We start from the raw sequence: 15,418 nt of genomic DNA on the forward strand, positions 1-15,418 counted from the left end.
CTCAGCTGGTTTAGAGCATCTGCCTTACAAGCAGAGGGTCCGCGGTTCGAACCCGTGTGCTCCCACACAAAAAGCCTCGCAATAATGCGGGGCTTTTTTTATTTAGCACCACGATCCGCTCTTTTCTAATTCTCACATTTTTCTCAAATTTTTCTTGCAAATATTTTTTTCTGTTTCAACCAGTCTCCTATATTTGCACTCCCAAATAACAAGGGAGCATAGCTCAGCTGGTTTAGAGCATCTGCCTTACAAGCAGAGGGTCCGCGGTTCGAACCCGTGTGCTCCCACACAAAAAGCCTCGCAATAATGCGGGGCTTTTTTATTTGTCAGAACTGGCGGTCTCGATATTTCCCGCCATCTTACGGTCTTACTGTCTTACATGTCTTATGGTCTTACTGTCTTACATGTCTTACGGTCTTACGGTCTTACTGTCTTACTGTCTTACGGTCTTACATGTCTTACGGTCTTGTAATCGTAATCGTCTTTGCATTTACAAACTCATGGATGCCCAGTTTTCCGAGTTCCCTCCCATATCCGGATTTTTTTATCCCACCAAAAGGCAGCCTTGCATCTGATTTCACCATTGAATTAATAAATACTGCGCCGGCAGCAATTTGTTTGGCCAAAGCTGTTCCTTTTTCGATGTCTGTTGTCCAAATACTCGATCCCAGGCCAAAGCGGGAATTATTTGCCATCAACAGGGCTTCCTGCTCATCTTTTACCTTAATTATAGCGGCAAGAGGTCCAAAAGTTTCTTCGTTAAACGCGCGCATCTCCTGCTGAACTCCGGTTAGTATGGTTGCATCGAAATTACATCCGCTAAAATGCCCGCCAGTTGCAACAACTGCTCCCCTGCTAACCGATTCTTTCAACTGACCAGCCAATGTCTCCGCTAAATCAAGCCTGGCCATTGGCGCCAGGGTAACGCCCACCTGTAGCGGATTTCCCGGTTTCAATTGACCGATCAACAAATTCATTTCTTCAAAAAAGCTATCATAAACAGCCTCGGTTACTATAAATCTTTTGGCTGCAATACAGCTTTGACCAGCATTTTGCATCCTGCTTTGCACCGCAACTTTCGCCGCTTGCTTTATGTCTGCATCTTCCAGCACAATAAAAGCATCCGAACCGCCTAATTCCAGCACCTGTTTCTTGATCAGCTTGCCGGCCAACGACGCAACTGAGCTTCCCGCTCTTTCACTTCCTGTAAGCGTCACAGCCTGAACAAGATCATCATCCAGCAGGTATTCAACCAACGGTGTATCGATAATAACACTTTGAAAAACGCCCTCCATACCTACAGCTTCAATGAAAACTTTCTCTATAGCCAAAGCACAGCCACATACATTTGGCGCATGCTTTAAAAACGTAACGTTTCCTGCCATTAACGTAGGGGCCGCGTAACGGAACACTTGCCAGAAAGGGAAATTCCAGGGCATAATGGCCATCACTGCGCCGATCGGTTCATAAGAAATAAAGCTGGTTGTATACCCGGCATCCACATATTCATCTTTTAGAAAAGCCCCGGCATGCTCAGCAAAGTAATCACAGGTTACGGCACATTTTTCAACTTCCGCTTTGGACTCTTCCAGCAACTTTCCCATTTCCATAGTAATTAATCCCGACAGGGAGTCTTTGTCACGTCTTAATATTTCCGCAGCGTTTTTCAAAGCACTGGCTCGAACTTCGAATGATTGTTGTGCCCAAAATGGAAATACTTTTTGTGCGATGATGAGCTTTTTGTCCAAATCACTTTTGTCCATCAACGGATAGGTGCCGATAACAGCCCCATCATAAGGGAATATCGAATTAAAAGTCGCCATAAAATATGCTTGACAGATGTTAACTGAAATGATCTACAGATAAATCTCCGTTAGATAATCCGTTAATATTACAAAAACTATGCTTGCAGTTTTAGTATTTTATTACTTTTACGGCATGAATGTGAAGTTTGAATACGCTGTTTCGAAACCTTTCGAAGAAGATCTGGTGGATGTACTGACCGAAGTAGAATCGCCATATAACCTGATTGTGTGGAATGATGAAGTAAACACTTTTGAATGGGTAATTGAAACTTTAATTGAAGTTTGCGGACATTCACAGGAGCAGGCCGAACAGTGTGCATATATTATTCACTTCCAGGGAAAATATGCTGTAAAAAAAGGCGATTTTGATACCCTTAAACCAATGAAAGAAGCCATTACTGAAAGAGGAATTGGCGCTACTATAGAGTCTACCGTAAGTATCTAAAATTTCATATTTCACTAAACAAATTCGTAAGTTGCTTTTCAGGGTAATTTTGCACAAAGCAGGTACTCTCCTAACTTCGCGCACAACAGATTAACTCCATTTTCAAATCGCAGCTTACTTATGCCGTTGTACGCTTTGGATAATTCAATATGGTTTCCGCCGGTAACTGAAGCACTTGAGGACGGCTTGCTTGCGATGGGCGGCGATCTTTCAAAAGAACGCATTATAGCAGCTTATAAAAAAGGCATTTTTCCCTGGTACGACGGGGAAATTCCGTTATGGTGGAGTCCCGATCCAAGATTTGTTCTTTATCCCGACGAATTGAAAGTAAGTAAGAGCATGAAAGCTTTGCTCCGGAAAGAAGCCTTCCATTTCACTATTAATTCAGCCTTTGAAAATGTAATTCATCAATGCCGCATGGTTAAGCGAAAGGACCATGACGGATCATGGATAAATGATGACGTTGAACGCGCTTATTCATCACTTAACAAAGAGGGCATTGCATTAAGCGCTGAATCATGGAACAATGATCAGCTTGTTGGCGGCCTGTATGGCATAAAACTCGGAAAGATCTTTTTTGGGGAAAGTATGTTCAGCCTGCAAAGCAACGCCAGCAAATTTGCATTTATAAAGCTTGTTCAACATCTGCAAAAAGAAGGCGTGAAGCTGATAGATTGCCAGGTATATACCGAACACCTGGAAAGTCTTGGAGCCAGAATGATCAGCAGACAAACCTTTATTTCTACAGTTGAAAAAAACCTCGTTTAAGGTTTTGACGCTACTTTTCAACAATTGGCATACACATTTTCTTTCGTCTATTCAATAACTGCTGTCAGGGTTTATTTTGCAGCAAAAATGGCTATCTTCATCACATTTTAACAAACCATTTTTTACTGTTCGTATGGCACGTTTCCACGGTTTAATTGGAATTGCACTTATTTTAGGACTGGCTTTTCTTTTTTCGAACAATAAAAAAAAGATCAATGTAAGGCTTGTAATAAGCGGGATCTTTTTACAGATACTTATTGCCGTTCTTGTTTTCAAGGTTCAGCCTGTCTCCATTTTCTTCCAGAAACTGGGAAGAGGAATGCAGAAGATTGAGGGTTTTGCCAAACAAGGGGCAGGTTTTGTTTATGGCGGTGTTGTGGTAGATAATGTTGTTGGACAAAGCGATGCCAGCAAGATTGACAATGATTCACTCGCCACAACAGACGGAAAGGTTGAAGTAATATCTTCCATAGATCATATTCCGAAAGATTCAGTGCTAACAGCGTCTGGTAAAACGATTGGCGTATTAAGAATCAACGACCCCGAAAGCAAGATTAATGATTCGGTTACTACAATTCACGGACAAACAATAGCAGTTGCAGCATCAAATAACGGAGGAGATTCTGTCAAAACCAGGGACGGAAGATTCATCAGGTTAATCGAGCCAAATACTGCAAACCCGGTTTTCAGAAGCAGTTCCGGTGCGCCGCTTGAACATGCTGACTATGCGATAAAAGGTTTTGTATTTGCATTTAGTGTTACGGCAACGATTATACTTGTTTGCGTGTTGGTTGCTATTTTTTATCACTTCGGAATTATGCAGCGCGTGGTAGCCCTGATTGCCCGCGCGATGAATTTTGTGATGCGTGTAAGCGGAGCCGAAGCGTTGAGTAATGTTGCCAGTGCGTTCGTAGGACAAGTAGAAGCCCAGGTAATGATAAGACCGTATTTAAAAGGCATGACCAAAAGTGAGCTATTGGCAAGTATGAGCGGTAGCCTCGCGTGCATTGCCGGCGGCATCCTGATTGTATATGCCAATATGGGTGCAGCAGCAGGTATGGATCTCGCTCCCAGCCTGATTACCGCTAGCCTGATGGCCGCCCCCGGAGCATTGGTGATATCAAAAATCGTTATGCCAGAAACGGAAGAAAGCCAAACCATGGGCAGGGTTAAACTTGAAGTAAAAAGCAACTATACAAATGTGATTGATGCTATTTCACACGGTGCAGGAGATGGCTTTAAAATTGCAATGAATGTTATTGCCATGCTGATCGGCTTTATTGCATTGATTGCTTTTCTGGACTGGGGTTTGATGAAGATCGGCCATCTTTTTAATCCAAACTTTAATCTTAGTCTTGATTATATTTTTGGAAAGATCTTTTATCCGATGGCCTGGGCAATGGGGATCCCCCAACAGGATGTGGGACATGCAGCGACATTATTGGGACAAAAACTCACCATAAATGAGTTTGTTGCTTTCAATAACCTTACGGGTAAGCACAATTTTATAGCGACTGAAAAAGGTCTGCGGATAATTACCATAGCCATCTGCGGTTTTGCTAATTTTAGTAGTGTAGGTATGCAGATCGGCGGAATTGGTGAACTGGCACCGGAAAGAAGAACCGATCTGGCCAAATTGGGTATTAAAGCATTGATTTGCGGAACACTGGCATCTTATCTTTCGGCAACAATTGCCGGAATTTTGATGTAACAAAAGCAACATTTTTAATTAATTTGGCGTATTAAAGTATTGCGTCTTTCGTTATAAATATAAGAGTCACCATTAAACACATTACCTTGAAATTAACACTCTCCGTAGCGTTGCTTTTTATAACGACCACAGCATTGCATGCCCAAAACCGAGCAGCAAAAACTATTGGAAACACGAAGCCCCTGATACGTTGCGCCACTATGGAGCATTTGGAGGTATGGAAAAGAAAAACTGCTGCTGAACGAGCTTCTACTACTTCAGCTAACAACCGTCAACAATCCACGACTGTCACTTCGGGCAAAACCGCAGAAAAAAAATACAACTTAAAAACAACCGTGTATGTGCCGGTTGTTTTTCATATTGTGCTACCAGACGCCGCGCAGGTTTCTGATGCGGATGTTGCGAGACAACTTGTATTGCTAAATACTGATTTTGCGGGAAAAAATACAGATGCCACAGATATCCCCGCAGGTTTTAAATCGTTATTCGGCGAGTGCAAGATCCAGTTTAAAATAGCCAGAACCGATCCTTCAGGTAAACTAACTTCAGGAATTGAAAGAAAAAACAGTTCTGTCAAGTTTGATCCGAATGCTGATACAGACAATATAAAGGTTGCTGCGAACGGCGGCCTTGATGCATGGGACGCAACGAAGTACTACAACGTTTGGGTGGGTGATAATACGGATGGAATACTTGGATACGGTACATTTCCCGGTGTGGACCCAAATAAAATGCAGGGTGTTGTAGTGAATTATATTGGCTTTGGAAGTAATCCCTGTTATACGGTTTCATCTTATGGCCTGGGCAGGACACTGGTCCATGAAACCGGTCACTTCTTTGGACTATTTCATATTTGGGGAGACGATGATCAGGATGCAGCCAAATGCAGCGGTGACGATTTCAGACAATTGGATGGAACCGACCATTTTCCTACAGGACTGTTTAATCCTGCTGGACAAGGCAACGGACCAAATGATGTGGGAGATACTCCTAACATGGCCTCATACACCCGGGATTGTCCGACAGGTGTTGCAACTGACAGTTGTTCACCAGATTCGCGCGGAAGATTATACCAGGACTTTATGGATTACACTGAAGATCCCTGTTATCGCATGTTTACATTAAAGCAGGTTGAGCGGATGGAATATGCTTATGATAACTTCAGAAACTCTTTCAGCTCATCCAATACAGCCAATCCTCCGGCAGGATTACCAACCTATGATCTTGCTGTTTCAAATTTTGTAAATCCCGGAGGAAGTGAATTGATTGATTGCGCTGTTATTCAATATCCATCGGAAACACAATGTAGTTCTGGCCTGATACCCAAAGTCACTATAACCAATAATGGTACAGCTACCATTACATCTTTTACAGCTACGCTGTCGCTGAACGGAACAACAGCGGCCACTGTTAATGTTACCAATGTTTCTCTTGCCACTACCCAGTCAATGGTGGTAACTTTTTCAAACATATCACCTGTTGCAGGAAATAATACCATAGCAGTAACGGTTTCTGCTCCTAACGGCCAAACCGATCAGAACACCGCGAACAATTCTTTAAGTACAATATTTAAGGCTTCATCTTCAAACGCAGCGCCACTTGTAGAAGGATTTGAGGGTACTACCTTCCCTCCTGCCAACTGGAATATCGTTCAAACGCCTGTAGATAATATTACCTGGGATAGATCAACCTTTGCTGCTAAAACAGGTTCTGCTTCGGCATACCTGAACAGCTACAATTATGAAAGCGAAGGAAAGATAGATGCGCTCATTTCGCCGCTTGTAAGTTTCAGCAATGTGGACTCTGTATTTATTAAGTTTGACATTGCAAGTGCATCGTACAACAACCCTTCCTCCCAGACATTGCCACTTGATACGCTGGCCGTATTTATCAGTACAGATTGCGGTGCCACATACAAGCAGGTTTACAAAAAATGGGGAACAAATCTTGTCACCGTTCAAGGCGCAGTCACGACTGAATTTGTACCCAACGCCAATCAGTGGCGCACTGATTCTGTAAACGTTACTTCTGTTACGGGGAATACAGCATCAATCCGCGTAAAATTCCAATACACCGAGAATTTCAACAACAATACTTACATTGATAACGTAAACATTTATACCAAGACCTATCCGGCATTACTTAAGCAAAATGGATATCTCGTCTATCCAAACCCCACAACCGGCATGGTACTGGTTCAACACCTTGTACTCCCGGTTAATCTAAAGAGTATAAATGTTTATAGCACGACAGGCCAATTGGTTTACAGTCAAAATATAGCTTCACCAAGCACTAATATTTATGTAAACTTATCAAACCTCGCTTCCGGATTGTATGTGGTACGATTGATTTATTCAGATAAGAATGTGAGCCAGAAGATAATTAAATACTAGAAGAAGTGAATGGTCAATGGTGAATAGTGAAAGGTGAAGCCTGTGAATTGATAAGAAGCTTGTTGAGTGTGCAATTTCGGCGAAAGAACTGTATTTGTGGGATTGATGAGGAATGAACGTATTATCGGCAAGGCCTTACACAGAGCGTCACGGAGCAGGCACTGAGCTGCATGAAGATCATGGTCAGATCTTCCAGAATCCAATCACGTAATAACTCTTTTCTAGACCTGTCATTGGCAAGATAGATAGCCCATTCAATGGATACCTGGTATTCTCCTAATCAGGTATAGCATTTATTCCTGATTAACTGAAACCAATAACAAAAACGAGAGACTTTAACGGTCTCTCGTTTATATTTTTAGAGCTGTAAAAGAAAAACCCACGCCGCCTGCACCTTTCACCATTCACCATTCACTCTTCACTTTTTCTTAATGACCATTCACCATTGACAATCACGTTACTCTGCGAGCAATTTCCCAACCATGTCATCCAGCGCATTTTCAGGAGCATCTATGGCAACAATTTTTCCTTTCTTATTAATGAGATAGGTGTTGGGAATGTAGGTAACCTGCCATGGACCGGCAACCTCACCTTGCGGATCATTAACCTGTATCCATTTAATGTTATTTTCCACTACGGCGCGCTTCCAGGCGTTGGCATTGTTATCAACTGAAATACCATAGATCTCGAAACCTTTTTCCTTGTATTTGCTATACAAAGTCTGCAAATGCGGAATGCTTCTTCTGCATGGTCCGCACCAGCTTGCCCAAAAATCAATTAAGATCACTTTATCCTTAAGTGAAGAGAGTTTTACCAGATTCCCTTTTGAATCTTTCAATTGTATTTCCGGTACAGAAGTACCTGTTTTTGGTTGTGCCTGCAGAAGGAATGCTGCTGCCAGAAAAACTGTTACGAAAAGCGCTTTTTTCACTATAATTGTTTTAATAAAGTCATTAACCAATTTAATTTACAAAACTCCACCAGAATCCAAATCTAAACCACAATCCTTTTCCGGGATAATGATCTACCGAGAAGTTGGGATGCGTAAAGCCAACATTTGATCCCTGCAGATTTAACGCATTAAGGTTCTCCAGACGTATAAATGCTTTAAAACTTTTTATTCTGAAATTCAGGAAGACATCGATGTCGGGCCTGTTCGCCGTTTTATACTCATTTTGATAGAAGAACTGCCCGACAAAAGGTGAATAGTTAGCGGGCTTAAATGGCGTGTAATACCTCACCTCGAAGCCGGTAGAAAGGAAGAGGTTTTTATAAAAATTGCCTTCCAATGCTATCCTGTTCCTGGTTAAAACATTCGGTAGATTAACCGGCGGATTGCCGGCTGGCTGCTGAAGGTATAGCTCTGTGTACCAATTGAACAATCTGCTAAGCCTGAATTTCTTTTCACCGCCTAATTGCAGAATATTAAACAACGTAGATTCCTGCTTTGGCTCAAAAAAGTTATCAAAATAAGAGTAGTTACTAACGATGTAATAATTACCCGTAAGTTTTAACTGTAGCGTTGGCAGATAAAGGTTTGCAAATATTCGTGTGGTATTCTCTTTATTGAAATCCTTCCCCATTATAACCGGGAATGTAGTTGGATTATTATAGATATAAGAAGGCGTCCTGTTCACGTTTTGAAAACCCGCTTCAAGCGTTCCTACCTTTTTACCTAATGAGCGGCTAAGACTAATGTATGCTGAATAGTCTCCAATATAATTCCCTCCGACATAAAACTGGGCATTGGCCAGCACATCCCATTTTTGATTTCTTGTTCTGTTGCGATATTCCCCTGTTACGTAGATATTACTGAGGCTCGCATCACGGATCGTATCGAACTGCCCCTTCAGACTCTGAAACACAATGCCAAGTTTCAAAAATTGGTTGAGATTATTTTTTTCCGGGAACGTAAGAATGCTGAGCTCGTTGGTCATGTTCTTCCACGTATCCTTGAATCTTACGGAGTCTGATGCGTTATAATAATTGAAGAAGGCGACATAGCTGGCCGGAACGGGAAGATAATCCTGGAAGATATATTGCGCGTTTGTATAGCTGAACGTGTGCTGTAATCTTAGCCTCGGATAAAATAGTTTGTAGGTAATAGAATCTGTAACCAGCGAATCTTTTTTACCCAGATCATAGTAATGCCTGAAGAAAATGGTATTGTTCTTATACTGGGTTCCTGTAACAATGTTTGTATTAAAGAAATTTCTTGATGTTCCGTTTCCATTGCCTATTCGGGTTTGCAGCTCATACGGGTCGCCTAATTGCAAACTATCCAGCTTTTTCTCGTCAATGACGCCACCGTTTTCAGAAGATTTCAGGTTATTGCTGATAAATATGAAATAGATGCCGTAGCGTTTATTGCTTGTTTGATAGAAGCTGTTAAACCGTATGTTATTGTGGCTTGTATTCTGACTACGGTAAGTGCCCGGCGCATTCAGAAACCTGTATTCAAAAGCAAAATTGAAGTTGCTCTGCCGGTTTTGCGTATGCAGCAAGTTGATCATTTGCTCGGACTTGCTTCCTAACAAATATGCCAGCTCTGTATATGGCCTTGTCGTTTGAAAGAAACGCGTTCCCTCAAGCGTAAATTGATAAATATCGAAAGAATGAAATCCCGGATCAAAGCCAGGCTTCATATATGGCTTAAACAGTAAAGAATAAGCCGCCGTACCATAGTTACCAAGATCATTATACGTGTAAGGCAAAGGATACTTCGCCCTGAAATCGCTTATTGATGAATCCAACCGGTGAATGCGTGATGAGTCAAAATATTTGAAATTGATGGTAATGGAATCTTCAAACTGATCGCGATGTTTCAGTGTTAATGAATCTTTGCTCCGCTTAATGGGCCGTCCCTGGTTGTCGTAAGTAACCTGAGATTGGTTTGCTCCCGGTAAGGTTAGTGTGGGCTGCTGTGCATGCACGCTTTTGAATGAAAATGCAAAAGCGATCAACATAAAAAGAAATAAAATACCTTTTCTATTGTACATGCAGTATAATGATTTACAAACTAAACGCAAACAATTCAAATAAAAGCTTAAAGGTTGGTTTCAAAGCTCAAAGCCGCTAAGTAATACGTTGTAAGTTATACGTTGTACGTTTAAGCTGCTTTAAATGTCTATAGACAGAGAAAGTGACATTGAAATTCTCGAGTTTTTTCGTTGCAATCATTGTCAATTATCCCTTTTCAATTGTCAATTATCTTCACCTTATTTACACGAGTGCCTTAAACAGCGCTGTCAACTTCGGCTCGGCTTCTTTTGCAGCAGCCAGCACTTCTTCGTGCGTGATAATATTATCATCTTCGCGAATTCCAATATCAGTTACCACGCTAACAGCAAACACTTTCATTCCCGCATGAACCGCCACTATTACTTCCTGAACGGTACTCATGCCCACAACATCTCCGCCGGCGATTTTTATCAACTTATATTCAGCCCTGGTTTCAAATGTTGGTCCGGTTACAGCAGTATATACACCTTCATGTAAATGAAAGCCTAACTGCTTGCCGGCGGTCTTCGCCTTCTCAATTAATTCGCGGCTATAAGGTTCACTCATATCCGGGAATCTTGTTCCTATCTCATCTTCATTTTTTCCGATTAAAGGGTTGGCTGTAAAAAAGCTGATATGATCTTTAATGATCATCAGATCGCCAACTTTATAAGCAGGATTAACACTTCCGGCAGCATTGGATAACAGCAGGGTGTGCACACCAAGCATTTTCATGACCCTGATAGGGAAAGAAACCTGTTGAGAAGTGTATCCTTCATAGTAATGAAATCTTCCCGCCATTACAATTACTTTCTTGCCGTTCAGTTCTCCCAGGATCAATTTTCCGTGATGTCCCTCAACCGTACTAACGGGGAAATGCGGCAGTTCAGCATAAGCGATTTCCTTTTCCACAGATATTTCACTGATAAGATTTCCCAAGCCACTTCCGAGGACAATTCCAATTTCCGGGATAGCCTGGTATTTTGACTGGATATAGGCCGCTGTTTCTTTTAACTGCTGCATTACTAATGACATAGAAGTAATTTTATTAAAGTGGGCAAATATACAGAGAAAGCAGTAAGGAGAAGCTGAAAGCCTAAAGCTCAAAGCTTAGAACTGGTTGTAAGTTGTGCGTTATACGTCGTACTTTTTTTGACGAGCTTAAAGCTTAAAGTCCAAAGCTTAAAACTGGTGATAAGTTGTACGTTATACATTTACGTTTGCAAGATCATACTGAAACTGTCGAACTAATCTTTTCTTTCCTTTGTGCTCCTTTGAGCCTTGGCGCCTTTGTGCCCGCCCGTGCCGGATCGGACGGGGCAAAAAAAAGTCTGTGTTTCTCCGTGCCGCCCTGTCTCCGTGGTTCCCGGTACCTCTGTCTCCGTGGTTCAAAAAAAAAGCCACCCGAATCGGATGGCTCTCTATTACTTTCTTGTTGTATTAGCTTAGTTTTTCTACCTGCATGTAGTTTAACTCGACAGGTGTGGAACGTCCAAAGATCTTAACAGTTACCTTTAATTTCTTCTTTTCATCATTCACTTCTTCAATTACACCGTTGAAGTCGTTGAAAGGTCCTTCGATGATCTTGATAGTTTCACCAACAATAAACGGTTCGCTCATGGTAACTCCCTGATCATTCATCTCATCAACCTTACCGAGCATTTTGTTTACTTCGGCTTTTCTTAAGGAGATGATGTTACCTTTTGAGCCTTTACCATCCGTTAAGAAATGCATGATGTTACTGATGTTGCTGATATAATGAATCATTTCATCATTCAGTTTACCTTCAGCAACCTCCAACATAACATAACCGGGAAAATAGTTTTTTTCGCGCATTACTTTTTTACCGTTCTGCACTTTATACACCTTTTCCATTGGAAGAAAAACCTGCTTAATGGAATCCGTCCAGCCGTTGCGTGATACTTCTTTGTCAAGCTGCTCTTTAACCTTGCGTTCTTTTCCGCTCACCACCCGCAGCACGTACCACTTACTTTCTGCCTGTTGCTCTTTTTCTTCAGCCATTTATTTTACTTGAAAAGTTGGTAAACGAATTTCAGCAATGAATTGCTGGCAAAGTCCATAATCCATACCATCGCTGTTATTAAAACAGTTGCAACGAGTACTATTACAGTGCTTTGCTGCAATTGCGCCCATGTTGGCCAGGTCACTTTATCAAGCAACTCATGATATGATTCTCTGATGTATGTTGATACTTTATTCATTACAGCGCTTTGAATGTTTTCCTTATCAAAAAAGTCCCGAAAGATAAAACAAAAATTGAAAATACTCTTGAGCATTTTCAATTTCCAAGTTTACTTTTCTTTTGCACGGGCACTAGGATTCGAACCCAGATCAACGGTTTTGGAGACCGCTATTCTACCATTGAACTATGCCCGTAGAAATCTAAAAGCTATCCGGCTTAACCGCAGGACAGCTTTTAGATAATATTGCAAAGATAATTTGTTTATTCTTTTGCAAAGCTTGTAGCCAAAGCTAAAGCTTAAAGGCTGCCAGCTTATTTCAAGATCTCAGTAACCTGACCAGCACCTACTGTACGGCCACCTTCGCGGATCGCGAATTTAAGACCTTTTTCCATCGCGATAGGCTGGATCAATTTTACAGAAAGGTTGATGTTATCACCAGGCATAACCATTTCAGTTCCTTCTGGAAGCATACACTCACCAGTTACGTCAGTAGTTCTGAAGTAGAACTGAGGACGGTATTTGTTAAAGAACGGAGTGTGACGGCCACCTTCTTCTTTGCTCAGTACATAAACTTCACCTTTGAAGTCTGTGTGCGGAGTGATAGATTTTGGCTTACAGATTACCATACCACGACGGATATCTTTCTTTTCAATACCGCGTAACAGTAAACCTGCGTTGTCACCAGCCTGACCTTCGTCCAATAATTTTTTGAACATTTCAACACCGGTAACAGTAGAAGCTTTAGCTTCTTCCATCAGACCTACGATCTCGACAGCTTCACCAACTTTGATGATACCACGCTCGATACGACCTGTAGCAACAGTACCACGACCAGTGATAGAGAATACGTCTTCAACGCTCATCAAGAAAGGAAGATCGATTGGACGAGGAGGCAGAGGAATATAAGAGTCAACAGCATCCATTAATTCATCGATAGCTTTAACCCATTTTTCATCACCAGCCAATGCACCGGTTGCAGAACCTTTAATGATTGGAGTGTTATCACCATCAAAACCGTAAGAGCTTAACAGATCACGGATTTCCATTTCAACCAGTTCCAACAATTCAGGATCGTCAACCAGATCAACTTTATTCATAAATACCACAATACGAGGAACGCCTACCTGACGAGCAAGAAGGATGTGTTCTTTTGTTTGAGGCATAGGACCATCAGTAGCAGCAACTACAAGGATAGCACCATCCATCTGCGCAGCACCTGTAATCATGTTTTTCACATAGTCAGCGTGACCAGGACAGTCAACGTGAGCATAGTGACGATTAGCAGTTTGATATTCTACGTGAGCAGTGTTAATGGTAATACCACGTTCTTTTTCTTCGGGCGCACCATCAATTTCATCATACTTTTTCGCTTGTGCCAAACCTTTTTGTGACAAAATAGAAGTAATGGCAGCGGTAAGAGTTGTTTTACCGTGGTCTACGTGACCAATGGTTCCAATGTTTACGTGAGGTTTCTCCCTCTTAAAGGTCTCTTTAGACATCTTTATCGGTTTTAAATTGTGGTTTTAAAAATTAGAGCCCTGAATAATTCCAAAGCTTTCGTGTTCTTATGTAATGATTACATTACCTTCTTCTTTCTTCACTTGTCTGAAACAAACAAACAATTGCTTTTGTTCTTTACCAGACATGCCTCCAAAAACAAAAAAATAAATTTTAAGTTCTTGAAGACAGAGCCGTTGATGAGAATTGAACTCACGACCTCTTCCTTACCAAGGAAGTGCTCTACCACTGAGCTACAACGGCTTTTCTCAGTTAGTAGTTTATAGTTGGGTGTCTTGCATCTGGTATCAAATACAAACATATACACCAAACTAAAAAGAGCGGAAGACGAGGGTCGAACCCGCAACCTATAGCTTGGAAGGCTATCGCTCTACCAATTGAGCTACTTCCGCGTTTAATGTAAAAATGCATTTGATTTGTTAACGAATCAACACATTTTTATTTAAAGAACTACATCTGAAAAAATTCTTTGAAAGCCTGACAAATCAGGCCTTCAAAGAATTGTGTGTGGGCAGGACAGGGTTCGAACCTGTGTACTCCGGAGAGAACAGATTTACAGTCTGTCGCCTTTAACCACTCGGCCACCTGCCCGTCGTTTATGCAGGAAATGTTTGCACTAAGATTTGAACTCTACTTGCAGCAAATCGCACATATACTGAGCCACTTGTCGGAATCGAACCAACGACCTACTGATTACAAATCAGTTGCTCTACCAGCTGAGCTAAAGTGGCCTGTTTATCAGAGAACTACCCGTGTTTTTCGGGATGGCAAAGGTAAGAGAAAAGTTCATTTTGCAAAATTTTGTTCAAGAAATTTTCAAACTTTTTTTTACGTCTGCCGCAACGCAAAAATAAAACTTTCTTTAAGGCAATTCCGCATTGCTTTTCAGCGGATTTTTAGTTGAGAAACTAACCCGTAAAATATCCGAATGTATCGGTTTGTTCTCTACTTCCTTCTTTGCTATGAACTTCAAAGAATTGTAATTATAGGTATAAGTCAACATCAGTTTGCCGTTATCGAGCATTTGCCGCTCTGTTATCTCAGCATTAACTGTTTCTTTTTTGCCTTTTGTGTTGCAAGCCAGCAGAAAAAGCAGAGGCACAAGGAGGTACGTCATTTTCATAGCCGCACATATAACAAAAAAAGGGCCTGAAATTAATCAGGCCCTTGTAATTCAGTGATTTAATTTAAAATGCTTTTTCTTTTTTGCGTTTTATTTGGTTTACAAGTGATTCTAATGCACAATCAAAAGATTCTTCGAATGATTTGGAAGATGCTTTTACGAAGAATTGTTGACGGGGAACATGAACTTTAATCTCCGCGATCTTGTCTTTAATTGTGTGTACTACATTATCCAGCTTTAAGAAAACGTCCACTTTGATGATCCTGTCATGAAACGTAGAAATTTTTTGCAATTTTTTGCTTACATAATCCACAAGCTTTACATCTGCATCAAAGTGCACAGTTTGGATGTTAACGTTCATAGTACATATTTTTTATGTGAAACAATATTTTAAAGAACTACGATTATCTTTTCATTAAATATCGGATGAAATGAAGGTAATATAAACAGC

The 15,418-nt window shown here is 41.2% G+C and carries 13 protein-coding genes and 6 tRNA genes; 5 read left to right on the top strand and 14 right to left on the bottom strand.

Annotated elements, in window-relative coordinates:
* The first annotated feature begins 212 nt into the window (after positions 1–212).
* A tRNA-Val gene (locus tag QTN47_RS07795) sits at positions 213–287 on the top strand.
* A 171-nt stretch (positions 288–458) separates the two neighbouring features.
* Here the strand turns inward: QTN47_RS07795 and QTN47_RS07800 are convergent.
* The gene (locus tag QTN47_RS07800; RefSeq protein ID WP_369328787.1) at positions 459–1,823 is read right to left on the bottom strand and encodes an NAD-dependent succinate-semialdehyde dehydrogenase; all 1,365 of its coding nucleotides are present in this window, start codon (positions 1,821–1,823) and stop codon (positions 459–461) included.
* 79 nt (positions 1,824–1,902) lie between these two features.
* On the opposite strand from QTN47_RS07800, the gene QTN47_RS07805 reads away from it, so the two are divergent.
* The 4 genes from QTN47_RS07805 (at position 1,903) to QTN47_RS07820 (ending at position 7,122) form a co-directional block, all read left to right on the top strand.
* Positions 1,903–2,250 (top strand): ATP-dependent Clp protease adaptor ClpS, encoded by a 348-nt coding sequence (locus QTN47_RS07805; RefSeq protein WP_369328788.1) that lies wholly within the window; start codon positions 1,903–1,905, stop codon positions 2,248–2,250.
* Between the two features lie 120 nt (positions 2,251–2,370).
* Entirely contained in the window at positions 2,371–3,018 is a 648-nt protein-coding gene (aat, locus tag QTN47_RS07810) for a leucyl/phenylalanyl-tRNA--protein transferase (protein WP_369328789.1), read from the top strand.
* 133 nt (positions 3,019–3,151) lie between these two features.
* Complete coding sequence (locus QTN47_RS07815; protein ID WP_369328790.1) at positions 3,152–4,729, top strand: NupC/NupG family nucleoside CNT transporter; 1,578 nt, start codon at positions 3,152–3,154, stop codon at positions 4,727–4,729.
* Positions 4,730–4,815: 86 nt separating this feature from the next.
* A complete protein-coding gene (locus QTN47_RS07820; protein ID WP_369328791.1) occupies positions 4,816–7,122 on the top strand; it encodes a T9SS-dependent choice-of-anchor J family protein in 2,307 nt (768 codons plus the stop codon).
* Between the two features lie 457 nt (positions 7,123–7,579).
* Here the strand turns inward: QTN47_RS07820 and QTN47_RS07825 are convergent, their stop codons facing one another.
* The 13 genes from QTN47_RS07825 to QTN47_RS07885 all read right to left on the bottom strand — a co-directional run bounded on the left by QTN47_RS07825 (position 7,580) and on the right by QTN47_RS07885 (position 15,328).
* Positions 7,580–8,053, bottom strand: coding sequence for a TlpA family protein disulfide reductase (locus QTN47_RS07825; RefSeq protein ID WP_369328792.1), 474 nt, complete (start codon positions 8,051–8,053; stop codon positions 7,580–7,582).
* A 31-nt stretch (positions 8,054–8,084) separates the two neighbouring features.
* Positions 8,085–10,121: a putative porin gene (locus QTN47_RS07830; protein WP_369328793.1), complete on the bottom strand. Its 2,037-nt coding sequence runs from the start codon at positions 10,119–10,121 to the stop codon at positions 8,085–8,087.
* Between the two features lie 223 nt (positions 10,122–10,344).
* Positions 10,345–11,157, bottom strand: coding sequence for a purine-nucleoside phosphorylase (locus tag QTN47_RS07835; protein ID WP_369328794.1), 813 nt, complete (start codon positions 11,155–11,157; stop codon positions 10,345–10,347).
* A 405-nt stretch (positions 11,158–11,562) separates the two neighbouring features.
* A complete protein-coding gene (gene nusG, locus QTN47_RS07840) occupies positions 11,563–12,144 on the bottom strand; it encodes a transcription termination/antitermination protein NusG (RefSeq protein ID WP_369328795.1) in 582 nt (193 codons plus the stop codon).
* A gap of 5 nt (positions 12,145–12,149) precedes the next feature.
* Positions 12,150–12,344 (bottom strand): preprotein translocase subunit SecE, encoded by a 195-nt coding sequence (secE, locus tag QTN47_RS07845; RefSeq protein WP_369328796.1) that lies wholly within the window; start codon positions 12,342–12,344, stop codon positions 12,150–12,152.
* Positions 12,345–12,448: 104 nt separating this feature from the next.
* A tRNA-Trp gene (locus QTN47_RS07850) sits at positions 12,449–12,519 on the bottom strand.
* Positions 12,520–12,637: 118 nt separating this feature from the next.
* Entirely contained in the window at positions 12,638–13,825 is a 1,188-nt protein-coding gene (tuf, locus tag QTN47_RS07855) for an elongation factor Tu (RefSeq protein WP_369328797.1), read from the bottom strand.
* A gap of 190 nt (positions 13,826–14,015) precedes the next feature.
* Positions 14,016–14,087, bottom strand: a tRNA-Thr gene (locus QTN47_RS07860).
* A gap of 76 nt (positions 14,088–14,163) precedes the next feature.
* Positions 14,164–14,236 (bottom strand) — tRNA-Gly (locus tag QTN47_RS07865).
* Between the two features lie 116 nt (positions 14,237–14,352).
* A tRNA-Tyr gene (locus QTN47_RS07870) sits at positions 14,353–14,435 on the bottom strand.
* Positions 14,436–14,502: 67 nt separating this feature from the next.
* A tRNA-Thr gene (locus QTN47_RS07875) sits at positions 14,503–14,575 on the bottom strand.
* A gap of 131 nt (positions 14,576–14,706) precedes the next feature.
* Positions 14,707–14,967 (bottom strand): hypothetical protein, encoded by a 261-nt coding sequence (locus QTN47_RS07880; protein WP_369328798.1) that lies wholly within the window; start codon positions 14,965–14,967, stop codon positions 14,707–14,709.
* 64 nt (positions 14,968–15,031) lie between these two features.
* Positions 15,032–15,328, bottom strand: a complete 297-nt coding sequence (locus QTN47_RS07885; RefSeq protein WP_369328799.1) for an HPF/RaiA family ribosome-associated protein — start codon at positions 15,326–15,328, stop codon at positions 15,032–15,034.
* Positions 15,329–15,418 lie beyond the last annotated feature (90 nt).

The sequence above is a fragment of the Danxiaibacter flavus genome, assembly GCF_041060425.1.
Lineage (GTDB): Bacteria > Bacteroidota > Bacteroidia > Chitinophagales > Chitinophagaceae > Danxiaibacter > Danxiaibacter flavus.

Bases quoted from the DNA above. Each gene is read 5' to 3' on its own strand.
- QTN47_RS07800 (WP_369328787.1), bottom strand. From the start codon at position 1,823: ATGGCGACTTTTAATTCGATATTCCCTTATGATGGGGCTGTTATCGGC.
- QTN47_RS07805 (WP_369328788.1), top strand. From the start codon at position 1,903: ATGCTTGCAGTTTTAGTATTTTATTACTTTTACGGCATGAATGTGAAG.
- aat (WP_369328789.1), top strand. From the start codon at position 2,371: ATGCCGTTGTACGCTTTGGATAATTCAATATGGTTTCCGCCGGTAACT.
- QTN47_RS07815 (WP_369328790.1), top strand. From the start codon at position 3,152: ATGGCACGTTTCCACGGTTTAATTGGAATTGCACTTATTTTAGGACTG.
- QTN47_RS07830 (WP_369328793.1), bottom strand. From the start codon at position 10,121: ATGTACAATAGAAAAGGTATTTTATTTCTTTTTATGTTGATCGCTTTT.
- QTN47_RS07835 (WP_369328794.1), bottom strand. From the start codon at position 11,157: ATGTCATTAGTAATGCAGCAGTTAAAAGAAACAGCGGCCTATATCCAG.
- nusG (WP_369328795.1), bottom strand. From the start codon at position 12,144: ATGGCTGAAGAAAAAGAGCAACAGGCAGAAAGTAAGTGGTACGTGCTG.
- secE (WP_369328796.1), bottom strand. From the start codon at position 12,344: ATGAATAAAGTATCAACATACATCAGAGAATCATATCATGAGTTGCTT.
- tuf (WP_369328797.1), bottom strand. From the start codon at position 13,825: ATGTCTAAAGAGACCTTTAAGAGGGAGAAACCTCACGTAAACATTGGA.
- QTN47_RS07880 (WP_369328798.1), bottom strand. From the start codon at position 14,967: ATGAAAATGACGTACCTCCTTGTGCCTCTGCTTTTTCTGCTGGCTTGC.
- QTN47_RS07885 (WP_369328799.1), bottom strand. From the start codon at position 15,328: ATGAACGTTAACATCCAAACTGTGCACTTTGATGCAGATGTAAAGCTT.